The organism is Bisbaumannia pacifica (genome assembly GCF_007989625.1).
GTDB lineage: Bacteria > Pseudomonadota > Gammaproteobacteria > Pseudomonadales > Halomonadaceae > Bisbaumannia > Bisbaumannia pacifica.
This window is the reverse complement of sequence record NZ_BJUK01000077.1, coordinates 1-8,926: the sequence shown is the minus strand read 5'-3', so window position 1 is coordinate 8,926 and position 8,926 is coordinate 1. Positions and strand designations below refer to the sequence as shown.

Genomic DNA, 8,926 nt, shown 5'->3' with positions numbered 1-8,926 from the left:
GGGGCCCCGTAGGGCCCCGGGTGGGTTATGCCGCCTCAAGAGAGGCCATGGCGTCTGGGTAGCCGCTCCAGTTGTCCACGCCGGCGGCCTCGAGGGCGTCGAGCTTGGCGCGGGCCTCGAGCAGGGCGTCGTACTCCTTGCGGGGGATCTCGACCATCTCAGGCCGGGCGATCTCGCTGCCACGCTGGAAGTGGTCGGCGGCCTGGGTGATGCGGCTGGTGTCCAGAGGCTGACGGTAACCGGGCTCGCCAGGGCTTGGGCTGTGAGTCTGGATGGCCGGTTCGTCTTCGGCCGGCGCGGGCGCCTCCTGCTCTGCCGCGGCCTTCGCCTTGGCTTCCTCCTCCTGGCGGATGCGCTCCCGCTCGGCTTCCTGGCGCCTGGCTTCCGCCTCCTTGTGCTCAGCGATGCGTGACCGGGCCAAGTTGCGCAGATCGTCGGGCGCCTTGTCGCACACGAGCTGGCCGCCATCGGCGAACAGGGCCTCGAAGCCTTCGGCCTCCTGCTTGAGCGCGTCGATGCTGGCCCGCACCTGACGGGCCGCCTCGTCGGCCTGGATCTTGGCGTTGGCGACCGCGGTGTCGGCGGCATCCTGCAGGCTGGTCATGGTGCGCTTTCCCTTCATCGCCGCAGCGATACCGGCATCGGGCGCCCGGAAGGTGATCGGCCAGCTGCAGGCAGCCTCAAGCTCCTTCTCGATGTTGCCGATGTGAGCGCTGTAGGCCTGCTCGGCGCCGCGCTGAATATCGAGCCGACGGTTGTCCTTCTCGGCCTTCACCAGATTGTCGAGCTGCAGGCGCTTCTGGCGCATGGTCTCGGCCAGCTCGTCGATGGTGTCGAACAACTCGGCGATGGTGGCGGTCTGCTTGAGCGCCGCCTGCTTCGAGGCCTTGAGCTGTTTCTCGCCCCTCTGCAGGAACTTGACCGTGGACTCGGCGTCGGCGAAGTCCTTGTCGGTGGTGAGCTCGGTCTTGATGCCCTCGATCATCGCCAGGGCGCGCTGCTTGAAGTCCGGCAGGTTGCTGGCCTGGACGGCGCCGGTGAGGTCGATGCTCAGCGCCGGCAGGGCCTCGGGCGCCTCGCCCTGGGCGGCGACCTGCTGCGCCCGGGGTTGGTAGTCGGCGAGGTCCTGGCGGAACTGCTGCCAGCCGGCGAGCAAGCGCTGGAAGCGGGCCTCGTCCGGGTAGTGCCAGCAGAACACGGTGTTTTCCGGCGTGCCGTCGGTGCACATGAACAGGCACTTCTCGGCGCCGCTGACCAGCAGTTGCTGATCCATCTGCACCAGGTAGTGCTCGGGCAGCTCCTCGGCGCGCACCGCGGCGGCCAACTCCTGGTTCCAGAGCTTGCACTCCCAGATGACATCCTCGAGCAGGGTGCAGCCGTCCAGGCTGGCCAGCAGGTGGGGATGCTCCTCGCTGGTGCCGGTGACGGGGTAGAGTTCCTCGCCGATGATCTCCTCGGCAATAGGCCGGGCCGCGGCCTCGGCAGCGTGCCCCTTGTCGAACAGGCGTTGCTGGGCGTCGCTTACCTCGGGGATCTCGCCGGTGTACTTCTGCTTGAGCAGCTCGGCGCGGCTCTGGTATTTGCTGGCCCCGGCCATCGCCGGGGCCTCGCTGGCGGTGTAGTGGTTGGCGCGCAGGGCGTGCCACTCCTGGGTGCCTTGGCGAACTGTGTGGATCTTCATGCGGCCTCCTCGGCGATGCTCTTGATCGCTTGCTTCTGCTCGTCAGTCAGCGGCGCCTTGCTCTCAACCTTGGCGATGATCTGCTCGGGCGTGGCCTTGCCATTCTTGATGGCGGAGTGCCACTTGGGCAGGTTCTGGTCGAAGGATTCGGCGGGGTAATGGGGCAGCTCCGCCGGCTCGGCACGGGGCGGGGTGATGTCCTGCTCCGGGGGGATATCCCGTGCCTCCTCGACGGTGATCAGGCCGCCCAGGGCGTCGGCGAACTTGTCGCGAAGCGCATAACCCCGGGCACGCCACATCAGCATCCGCTTGGGGTAGCTCTGCCAGGGTCCCGACTTGCCCCAAAGCCCGGCCTTCTGGGCGTCTTCCTGGCTGAACTTGACGGTGTGCTTGGTGGGGTCCCCTTTGCGCCATACGGTGCAGGTGGCGATCATGGCGGCGTCGTCGAATGACTCCTCGTGCCCGCCGAACCGGGGATGGCTCTGCACCAGGGCGAGCAGGGCGTCGCCGTAAATCGCCGGCTTGCCGTTGATCACTGCGATGTTCTGCAGTGCCTGGATCGGGTTCAGGCCCAGCTCGGAGCCCATCATCATGGCCACCAGGGTGTCCTGGGGCCGGTTCTGGTAGTTCTTCGGGACCATCTGGCTGTTGGATAGCATCTCGGCCATCTGCATGGCCTCGCCCATGCTGTTGGGCTGCAGGGCAAAGCCGCTGCCGGTTTGTCGCGTCAGCGCGGTCATGTGATAAGCTCCTCAGTGATTCATTTCGCGTGGATCATCCGGCCCCGCCCAGCTCCACCTGGGCGGGGCTTTCTCATTTCGGCGGCTCGGGGAGTGGCATCCAATGGGTTGGCTCATCGTTACCATCCATACGGCACCCCGCGATGAGGTCAGCCGCAAACCAGTCCTCGGCCTCGGCCGAATACTCATCCAGCCCCTCCGCCTCCTCGTCAGTGAGGAAATCCATCGGGGCCGCGTAGCGCATCAGGATGATGCCGCAATCCTCACGCCACCCGAGCACCCCTGTGCCATCCTTCGGCGCCGTCTCGATTGGTTGCCACTCACTCATGCTCATGCCGCCCCCTTCGCCCAGCGCTCCACCAGCGCCCGGACGGCCTCATCGTCACTGTGCAGGCTGATCAGATCCTCCAGCGCCTGGCGCTGCTCGTCGCTTGCCAGCCACTCGGCGAATGCCGTGGATGCGGCCTCGTCGCCGTCTTGCCAGGCCTCGGCGGGCGTGATCGGGCGGTCGGCGTCGAATTGCCGGTAGCGCACCGGCTGATTCGTGATGTCGATAGCTGCGCTCATAGATCACCTCCGGCTCGCTCGGTAACAAACACGGCCTCTAGGTCTTCATCGGTAATGCTGATGTGGCTACCGATTTCCTCTACCGCCTCGTCAACTAGGCGGTACTCGTTACTCCCTGCCGCCCTGTGGTAGGTGCCAAACCCCTCGACATCTCGAGAGAACCCGCCTCTCTCCCTGTCGTAGTGCTCCGGGTGGCATTCGAATGCATGGCTGAGGCTGCGGACAAAATCATCAAGGTCATCAAGGGTCCAGAAAGACTCCCTCCAATCACCGCTGATGAAATAGGCCTCCACTGCGCTGGGGTTCTCCAGCTCCACCTTCATCGTCTTCTCGAAATCAACATCAAACTTTTTGGCGCTCATGCGGCCTCCTGTTTGCGGTGGGTGGCGATGAACTCGGTTAGCTCGTCGCGCTGCTGGACCAGGGTGCGCTCGCCGTAGTCGGCGCCATCCGGCAGGTAGAGATAGGTCGGCGGCTGGTCGTAGCCGTCGGCGTCGATCTGCACGGAGGTCTTGTGCAGCTCGGCCAGGTTGCGGTCGAGGATGCGGATCTCGCTGACGACGAATACCTGCCCGTTGCCGATGTAGGTATCGCTTCTCACGCTGTGCATGACGCGCAGGCCGGTCTGCTTGGCCCCGGCCAGGGCCAGGCGCTGGATATCGGCCAGTAGCTCACTCTGCTGAGGGGTCATGGTCTCTCTCCTCAATCTCAGCCAGGGCCCGCTGTAACGACTCGGCGTCGAGCCGGCGGGCGGTGATCTCGTAGATGGCGCCGTCGGCGGACACGATGTCGTTGCCGTTGTGGCGCATGAGGTGGCGCACGGCCTGCGCCAGGGTTTCGGGGTCGGTCATCGCCATAGCTGGATCACCGCTGATGCCTGGCCGGCGCGGCGGGCGTGGTAGTCGGCCAGGCGCCGGGCGTTGACGGGGTCCTTCGGCTCGCTGGCCCGGGCGCCGATGATCGGGCGCTCGACGTTGCCGATGATCACGCCGCGAGCGCGGCGCTGGGCGCGGATTTCTTCACTCAGGGCGTTCACGGCGCCTCCGGTTCAATCGGTTGATCAGTAGCTGCTCGATGGCGCCGGCGGCGACCATGCCGACCGCCACGATTGCCACCCACTTGAGGGCGATGATCTGCCCGGGGTCGATGCTCATGGCTCAACTCCTTGAGCCCTGGCTAAAGCGGCCCGGGCACGAGACATTTCCGTCACATCTTCGGGGTCTGCTAACTCTTGCTCGCACAGGAAGACCAGCTCTCTCAGGGCCTCCTCCAGCTCCTGCTCTACCGTCAGGCGATTGCCGTCGAAGCTCACCGCAACCAACCTTCCGCCCTGAATCTCGGTGGCGGGGCTGTACTCCGGCGACATTCCATCGGGGAACTGAACGACGATGGTGTGCGTCTGGCTCATGCCGACCTCCGCTTAACTGTGACGATCTCCACCGGCGCCAGGCCGGCCTGATCCGCCGCTCGCTTGGCAGCGATGCGGCTGGGGTAGGGACTGCCCGGCAAGTCGCAGCGGGGCGTGCCGCGGTGCCGAATGATGTAGCGACAGCTCATCCGTCCAGCTCCCACACCTCGCGCAGCTTCTGATCCAGACGTTTCTCGTCCAGCCAGTGATCCAGCTCGATGCGCCGGCTTTTGGCCGCGATAGCGTCATCGATCTCGCGCTCTTGCTCTCTCAGGGTCTTAGGCAGAAGGGTTTGCATGGCGACCTCCGTATCGAGTGCGCAGCCGGCCAGGGCCAGCTCGCGGGCATAAAAAAGCCGCCCGAGAGGAGCGGCAATGGGTACCCATGGCAGGTAATAGGGGCCGGCTACTGTCAGCCGCCGGCGGGGCTCTGCGCCGCACTCACGTAGCGGATCACGGGCGGTTACAGCGTTCGCCGGACCTTAACGCGGCCTTGGCTATCGGCCTGGTCTGAGATGCGGCGCCTGGGCGCAACTCCAGGTACAGGCGAGGCCCGTCAGCTTGCCGCCACATCGAGATGGACACGGTTGCCGTCGCGCCTGGCTCAAGGCGCTCTGGGAGAGCTAGCCCCACGGGCCATGCCCATCTCGATGGCCCCTGATAGGCTCAGGGGCGGGCCTCACGCCGCCGCGAATCCCGGCAGGCTCTTGATTGCCTCTATGTCGCGCCGGATTGACTAGCGCTGTCTCGTGCACCAAGTGCAGTGGTGTGGCGGCCATATCAATCCTCCTTGCTGCATCGCGGACAGCTGCATGGCACGCCAGATTTGCGCCGTGCCATGCCCGCCTCCCACGCCTCATTGCAGCGTTCTCGTTTTGCTCGGGTTTCGATCAGCAGGCGCGTAAACGCCTGGCGGTCGTCGTGATACCCGGCGATCATCATCCGAGTCAGGTCGGCCTGGGCTGACATCGCTCTCTCCTGTCCGTTGTCATCCGGCAGCACACCCTGGTGCGCTCTCGGATAATGGATGCCGGTCTGCCCCGGCTGCCCCACCACTGCGCAGGTGGCGCACATCCCTTATGCTGTGATTTCCACGTCGCAACATAAGGAAAACCCGATGTCGGATACGATCAGCGCTCGCTGCCCGGACTGTGGCAACGACAGCTTTGCCATACCGGATCACGACGATGAGCAGGTGGTATGCACTGGCTGTGGCTCCGAGATGGGCACCAAGCGCCAATGCCTGAATGACCTGGATCAGGCTGCCCAGAAGCTCGGCGACGACCTGCTGGGAGGCTTCGGCAACAACTCCCGCGGAGGCTTCAAGACTCGGTAGTCTCACCCCTCAGCCGGGCGGCCCATTCGCGCAGGTCGTCCGGCCCCAGGTTCACGCCGGCGTCGGCCATCTCCTCCAGCCGATCCGCCAGCACCTTGCTGAACTCGCTGCTATCCACGCTGATCTTCAGGCGCGATTCTTGCTGTGCTTCGCTCATGGCGATTCCTCCTACTGGTCGATGTAAAAGACACGCCCTGCAACCAGCGCTCCATCTGGCAGCTTTCTGTGATGCTCGTAACTGATCAGGCATCGCCAGGCTTCGTATGCTTGGTTTGGCGTTTTCCCTAGGCCCACCCAGCGATGCCGCTTATCGAGGTCTTGGCAGCACCAAAAGCCATCCATCTGCCACACCCGAGCCCTCGGGACGGTCATCAACATTTGCGACTTGAGGCGCTGGGTAACTTCGTGGAGACATTGCTGGGCGGCTGGCCAAATGATCGCCGCCTCCTCCTTTGAGTAGCGCAGATTCGTCTCGCCACCACTGCGCCTTCTCACGCGTTCGGCCAGGTTGTACCTGTCATTGGCTATCCATAGCTGGAAGCCGGTTGGGCGATGGATGAGGCAGAACTCGTCGGCATCCCAGTCATCGTGGTGGCGCAGCGCATCGGCGATACGATGGGCCGCTGGGTACTTCTTACGGCTATCCTCGTCCGCCTCGGCGCAACGTTCTCTCTGGCCGCTCATGCGCTTCCTCCTCTGGAATGGCCACATAGCCAAATCTCCCGTGCCGTAATCCGAAAACAGGCTCGTCGAACCTGCTTTCGGACGCCCCCTGCTGTGCAGGCAAGGGGCTGTCCGTTTCTCGCACGACTGCCGATCGGTCTCTCGGCGGCAGCTCATCCCCACGATGACCAGCGCAATCTGTGTGACGTGGGTGCTTGCCTACCATCCAGTGCGCCACTTCCCCGCTCGCTGCTGGATGGCCCCTCTTGGGTTGGCCGTGCTCACCATCCCGCTGTTGCGGTAGGTGCCTGTTGGTAGCCCGGCAGGTCCGGGGATCTCGCGTTGTGAAAGAGCCAGGCCCTGGGGGCCGGAACCGGCTGCGCCGTGTTCGTGGCTTTAAATCTATGCATCAGCGCATATTCTGTCAATGCATCAATGCATATTTTTTTGCATAGGCATGAAAAAGCCCGCCACGGTGGGCGGGCCTTACTTAGGAGGGGCGCTTATGCCATCAGTCGCAGACGTCGAAGCCCGGGACCACTCTGTCCGCCAGGGCGACGATGGCATAGGTATCCACATAGGTGGCTTGGCCGCAGCGCACCTGCGACTTGATGCCGAAGCCGGCGACGATGACCGCGATGGCCAATAAGCCCAGCTTGCCACGCATCACTGACACCCCGCGATGCCGCAGCTGCCAGGGCCGACCAGGTTGCCATTGCCGCGGCTGCCCTGGGTGGTGCTGCGCCAGGTATTGCCATTGGCATCGCGGCCACGGTGATGGGTGGTATTGCCATAGGTGCTGCTGTCTTGGCTCCAGCGCGACCCGGTGCGCGAGTTGCTGCCGCGCATATGCGTCTGGTTGCCGTACTGCTGGATGCTGTAGCGGTTGCCGGATTGGCTGTCGTAGCAGGAGGTGGTGCTGCCAATGGTGTTGCAGTTGGCGGCAACCTGGCTGGCAAGGCCCAGGGCGGTGGTAGCGAGAAGGCTGGCGATCAGTTTGCGCATGGTCAGTCCTTTGATAGCTGGAACTCCTGTGCAGCAGCGTTCGGTGCTGCATAGCGAGCGCCGAAGGCAAGTGTTAAAAGCGGCGGGCTCGCTGTATGACGGCTTCGCTGTCGAAGGTTGGATCGTCTGGGTCAGTGAAGAAAGCAAAGAAATGATATGCGTCCTGCCAGTTGGGGTGGGCTTTCTCGAAATCTATGAGCTCGCAGTCAATCGCTGCCTGGATGCAAAGCGAGTCTTCATCCGGATGAATTCGCCCCTCTAGATGCATTGCGGTAATGGTATCCGAGAGGCGGTCGAAGAAAGTCTGTAGCGCCGCCACACCCTTATCTCGCCCAAGCCAGGTGCGTTTGCCTTGGCTTGGGACCACCTTAGCCATCGCAATCACAAGCTTTTGCAGCGCGATGTATGTTCGGGGGCGAGTATCCTGGAATTCTCTTTGTATGGCCTTGTTTCCTGCCATGCGCTGCCTCCTATCACCACATGGTGCTGGACCAGAAGACCTTGCCCTTGATGCGCACTTGCTCGGGCCAGTCGGGGCCTAGGTCTTCGTCGGGGAACTCGGCCTGGTTGAAGCTGCGGATGCGCAGGCCGCCGCCGGGCAGGCGGTGCAGCTGCTTGACCCGCAATAGGCCATCGTGGTCGATCACGTACAACTTGCCGTCCATCACTCGGGTATCGGCGGTGTTGACGCCCACGGTGGTGCCGTCGGGCAGCACCGGCTCCATGCTGTCGCCACTGACGTAGGCACAGGCGGCGTGCTCCTTCATCACCCCGGCCTTGCGCAGGGTGCGGCGGGCGAAGCGCAGCTTGGCGCCGTGGTTCTCGATGACCTGAGTGCGGCCGCTGCCGGCGGCAATCTCCACCTCGCGGAATAGCGGTAGCTCGACCTCGTCGGCCTCGAGCGGGGTGTCGTCGTCCCAGGGTTCCAGATGACCGAAGAACTCCACCTCGTTGTGCCCAGGGCTGCGCTCGGGCACCTGGTCACCAATCTCTTCTCGTCCACGGATCTGATCGCTGGACAGCCCAAAGTAGCTCGCCAGCTTGGCTACCTGGCGGTCGCTCGGGCTTTCGATCTTGCCCTGAAGAATTCGGGACAGCGTCGATTGGGAGACGTCCGACTCGCGGGCGATCTCCGTTGGGCGCTTTCCAGTGGCCTTGATCAGGCGCTGCAAGACGTCTCGGGTTCTGTCCTTTTGCATGAGTGCAATGATTCCGCCGCTCGATGCATAAGGCAAATGCATTTGCGCTTGACTTCTATGCATTGACGCATACTCTATGCATATGGCTCAAACAGGAGGGATGGCCATGAAAGACAACGATTTGGCCGCAAAGCTGGAGGCCATTCTGGCATCCGGGGCCACCTATAAATCCGTGGCGAAGCGTGCTGGTTGCGACGCCTCGACCATCTATCGCATCCGCACCGGCGCGGTGACCAACCCGAGCTACTCCGTTGGCTGCGCCATCGACGCCATGCACGCCGAGCTGAAGCCGGCCGCTGCTTAACCCACCCCATCGCCTGCCTGCCTG

At 63.8% G+C, this 8,926-nt stretch carries 20 protein-coding genes; 2 read left to right on the top strand and 18 right to left on the bottom strand.

The window, feature by feature from the left end:
* Positions 1-25: 25 nt before the first annotated feature.
* The 12 genes from HPA02_RS17560 to HPA02_RS17515 all read right to left on the bottom strand — a co-directional run bounded on the left by HPA02_RS17560 (position 26) and on the right by HPA02_RS17515 (position 5,364).
* Entirely contained in the window at positions 26-1,681 is a 1,656-nt protein-coding gene (locus HPA02_RS17560) for a lambda-exonuclease family protein (RefSeq protein ID WP_146804502.1), read from the bottom strand.
* On the bottom strand, positions 1,678-2,421 hold the full coding sequence (locus tag HPA02_RS17555) for a recombinase RecT (RefSeq protein ID WP_146804501.1): 744 nt from the start codon (positions 2,419-2,421) through the stop codon (positions 1,678-1,680). Before HPA02_RS17555 ends, HPA02_RS17560 begins: the two co-directional genes overlap by 4 nt.
* A 73-nt stretch (positions 2,422-2,494) precedes the next feature.
* Positions 2,495-2,755 (bottom strand): DUF551 domain-containing protein, encoded by a 261-nt coding sequence (locus tag HPA02_RS17550; protein WP_146804500.1) that lies wholly within the window; start codon positions 2,753-2,755, stop codon positions 2,495-2,497.
* Positions 2,752-2,988 (bottom strand): hypothetical protein, encoded by a 237-nt coding sequence (locus HPA02_RS17545; RefSeq protein WP_146804499.1) that lies wholly within the window; start codon positions 2,986-2,988, stop codon positions 2,752-2,754. The genes HPA02_RS17550 and HPA02_RS17545 overlap by 4 nt, the downstream gene beginning before the upstream one ends.
* Entirely contained in the window at positions 2,985-3,350 is a 366-nt protein-coding gene (locus HPA02_RS17540) for a hypothetical protein (protein ID WP_146804498.1), read from the bottom strand. The genes HPA02_RS17545 and HPA02_RS17540 overlap by 4 nt, the downstream gene beginning before the upstream one ends.
* The gene (locus HPA02_RS17535) at positions 3,347-3,679 is read right to left on the bottom strand and encodes a hypothetical protein (protein ID WP_146804497.1); all 333 of its coding nucleotides are present in this window, start codon (positions 3,677-3,679) and stop codon (positions 3,347-3,349) included. Before HPA02_RS17535 ends, HPA02_RS17540 begins: the two co-directional genes overlap by 4 nt.
* Entirely contained in the window at positions 3,660-3,845 is a 186-nt protein-coding gene (locus HPA02_RS17530; protein WP_146804496.1) for a hypothetical protein, read from the bottom strand. Before HPA02_RS17530 ends, HPA02_RS17535 begins: the two co-directional genes overlap by 20 nt.
* Entirely contained in the window at positions 3,836-4,024 is a 189-nt protein-coding gene (locus HPA02_RS17525) for a hypothetical protein (RefSeq protein ID WP_146804495.1), read from the bottom strand. The genes HPA02_RS17530 and HPA02_RS17525 overlap by 10 nt, the downstream gene beginning before the upstream one ends.
* Entirely contained in the window at positions 4,008-4,142 is a 135-nt protein-coding gene (locus HPA02_RS18590) for a hypothetical protein (RefSeq protein WP_276508231.1), read from the bottom strand. Before HPA02_RS18590 ends, HPA02_RS17525 begins: the two co-directional genes overlap by 17 nt.
* A complete protein-coding gene (locus HPA02_RS17520; RefSeq protein ID WP_146804494.1) occupies positions 4,139-4,396 on the bottom strand; it encodes a hypothetical protein in 258 nt (85 codons plus the stop codon). Before HPA02_RS17520 ends, HPA02_RS18590 begins: the two co-directional genes overlap by 4 nt.
* 145 nt (positions 4,397-4,541) lie before the next feature.
* On the bottom strand, positions 4,542-4,694 hold the full coding sequence (locus HPA02_RS18305; protein WP_186810023.1) for a hypothetical protein: 153 nt from the start codon (positions 4,692-4,694) through the stop codon (positions 4,542-4,544).
* A gap of 481 nt (positions 4,695-5,175) precedes the next feature.
* Complete coding sequence (locus HPA02_RS17515; protein ID WP_146804493.1) at positions 5,176-5,364, bottom strand: hypothetical protein; 189 nt, start codon at positions 5,362-5,364, stop codon at positions 5,176-5,178.
* Between the two features lie 148 nt (positions 5,365-5,512).
* Here HPA02_RS17515 and HPA02_RS17510 point away from each other — a divergent pair, with 148 nt between their 5' ends.
* Positions 5,513-5,731: a hypothetical protein gene (locus tag HPA02_RS17510; protein WP_146804492.1), complete on the top strand. Its 219-nt coding sequence runs from the start codon at positions 5,513-5,515 to the stop codon at positions 5,729-5,731.
* On the opposite strand, the gene HPA02_RS18300 is transcribed toward HPA02_RS17510, so the two are convergent.
* The 6 genes from HPA02_RS18300 to HPA02_RS17490 all read right to left on the bottom strand — a co-directional run bounded on the left by HPA02_RS18300 (position 5,718) and on the right by HPA02_RS17490 (position 8,598).
* Positions 5,718-5,888 (bottom strand): hypothetical protein, encoded by a 171-nt coding sequence (locus tag HPA02_RS18300; protein WP_186810022.1) that lies wholly within the window; start codon positions 5,886-5,888, stop codon positions 5,718-5,720. The genes HPA02_RS17510 and HPA02_RS18300 overlap by 14 nt on opposite strands.
* 11 nt (positions 5,889-5,899) lie before the next feature.
* Positions 5,900-6,415: a hypothetical protein gene (locus HPA02_RS17505; RefSeq protein ID WP_146804491.1), complete on the bottom strand. Its 516-nt coding sequence runs from the start codon at positions 6,413-6,415 to the stop codon at positions 5,900-5,902.
* 490 nt (positions 6,416-6,905) lie between these two features.
* Complete coding sequence (locus HPA02_RS18295; RefSeq protein WP_186810021.1) at positions 6,906-7,061, bottom strand: hypothetical protein; 156 nt, start codon at positions 7,059-7,061, stop codon at positions 6,906-6,908.
* On the bottom strand, positions 7,061-7,399 hold the full coding sequence (locus tag HPA02_RS17500) for a hypothetical protein (RefSeq protein ID WP_146804490.1): 339 nt from the start codon (positions 7,397-7,399) through the stop codon (positions 7,061-7,063). The genes HPA02_RS18295 and HPA02_RS17500 overlap by 1 nt, the downstream gene beginning before the upstream one ends.
* Before the next feature lie 73 nt (positions 7,400-7,472).
* Positions 7,473-7,859, bottom strand: a complete 387-nt coding sequence (locus HPA02_RS17495) for a hypothetical protein (RefSeq protein WP_146804489.1) — start codon at positions 7,857-7,859, stop codon at positions 7,473-7,475.
* Between the two features lie 13 nt (positions 7,860-7,872).
* Complete coding sequence (locus HPA02_RS17490; protein WP_186810020.1) at positions 7,873-8,598, bottom strand: S24 family peptidase; 726 nt, start codon at positions 8,596-8,598, stop codon at positions 7,873-7,875.
* 106 nt (positions 8,599-8,704) lie between these two features.
* Between HPA02_RS17490 and HPA02_RS17485 the strand changes: the two genes are divergently transcribed.
* Positions 8,705-8,902: a helix-turn-helix domain-containing protein gene (locus HPA02_RS17485; RefSeq protein ID WP_146804487.1), complete on the top strand. Its 198-nt coding sequence runs from the start codon at positions 8,705-8,707 to the stop codon at positions 8,900-8,902.
* Positions 8,903-8,926 lie beyond the last annotated feature (24 nt).

Bases quoted from the DNA above. Each gene is read 5' to 3' on its own strand.
- HPA02_RS17510 (WP_146804492.1), top strand. From the start codon at position 5,513: ATGTCGGATACGATCAGCGCTCGCTGCCCGGACTGTGGCAACGACAGC.
- HPA02_RS18590 (WP_276508231.1), bottom strand. From the start codon at position 4,142: ATGAGCATCGACCCCGGGCAGATCATCGCCCTCAAGTGGGTGGCAATC.
- HPA02_RS17500 (WP_146804490.1), bottom strand. From the start codon at position 7,399: ATGCGCAAACTGATCGCCAGCCTTCTCGCTACCACCGCCCTGGGCCTT.
- HPA02_RS17555 (WP_146804501.1), bottom strand. From the start codon at position 2,421: ATGACCGCGCTGACGCGACAAACCGGCAGCGGCTTTGCCCTGCAGCCC.
- HPA02_RS17485 (WP_146804487.1), top strand. From the start codon at position 8,705: ATGAAAGACAACGATTTGGCCGCAAAGCTGGAGGCCATTCTGGCATCC.
- HPA02_RS17545 (WP_146804499.1), bottom strand. From the start codon at position 2,988: ATGAGCGCAGCTATCGACATCACGAATCAGCCGGTGCGCTACCGGCAA.
- HPA02_RS17495 (WP_146804489.1), bottom strand. From the start codon at position 7,859: ATGGCAGGAAACAAGGCCATACAAAGAGAATTCCAGGATACTCGCCCC.
- HPA02_RS17540 (WP_146804498.1), bottom strand. From the start codon at position 3,350: ATGAGCGCCAAAAAGTTTGATGTTGATTTCGAGAAGACGATGAAGGTG.
- HPA02_RS17520 (WP_146804494.1), bottom strand. From the start codon at position 4,396: ATGAGCCAGACGCACACCATCGTCGTTCAGTTCCCCGATGGAATGTCG.
- HPA02_RS17505 (WP_146804491.1), bottom strand. From the start codon at position 6,415: ATGAGCGGCCAGAGAGAACGTTGCGCCGAGGCGGACGAGGATAGCCGT.
- HPA02_RS17560 (WP_146804502.1), bottom strand. From the start codon at position 1,681: ATGAAGATCCACACAGTTCGCCAAGGCACCCAGGAGTGGCACGCCCTG.
- HPA02_RS17550 (WP_146804500.1), bottom strand. From the start codon at position 2,755: ATGAGCATGAGTGAGTGGCAACCAATCGAGACGGCGCCGAAGGATGGC.
- HPA02_RS17515 (WP_146804493.1), bottom strand. From the start codon at position 5,364: ATGTCAGCCCAGGCCGACCTGACTCGGATGATGATCGCCGGGTATCAC.
- HPA02_RS18305 (WP_186810023.1), bottom strand. From the start codon at position 4,694: ATGCAAACCCTTCTGCCTAAGACCCTGAGAGAGCAAGAGCGCGAGATC.
- HPA02_RS17535 (WP_146804497.1), bottom strand. From the start codon at position 3,679: ATGACCCCTCAGCAGAGTGAGCTACTGGCCGATATCCAGCGCCTGGCC.
- HPA02_RS18295 (WP_186810021.1), bottom strand. From the start codon at position 7,061: ATGCGTGGCAAGCTGGGCTTATTGGCCATCGCGGTCATCGTCGCCGGC.
- HPA02_RS17530 (WP_146804496.1), bottom strand. From the start codon at position 3,845: ATGGCGATGACCGACCCCGAAACCCTGGCGCAGGCCGTGCGCCACCTC.
- HPA02_RS17490 (WP_186810020.1), bottom strand. From the start codon at position 8,598: ATGCAAAAGGACAGAACCCGAGACGTCTTGCAGCGCCTGATCAAGGCC.
- HPA02_RS18300 (WP_186810022.1), bottom strand. From the start codon at position 5,888: ATGAGCGAAGCACAGCAAGAATCGCGCCTGAAGATCAGCGTGGATAGC.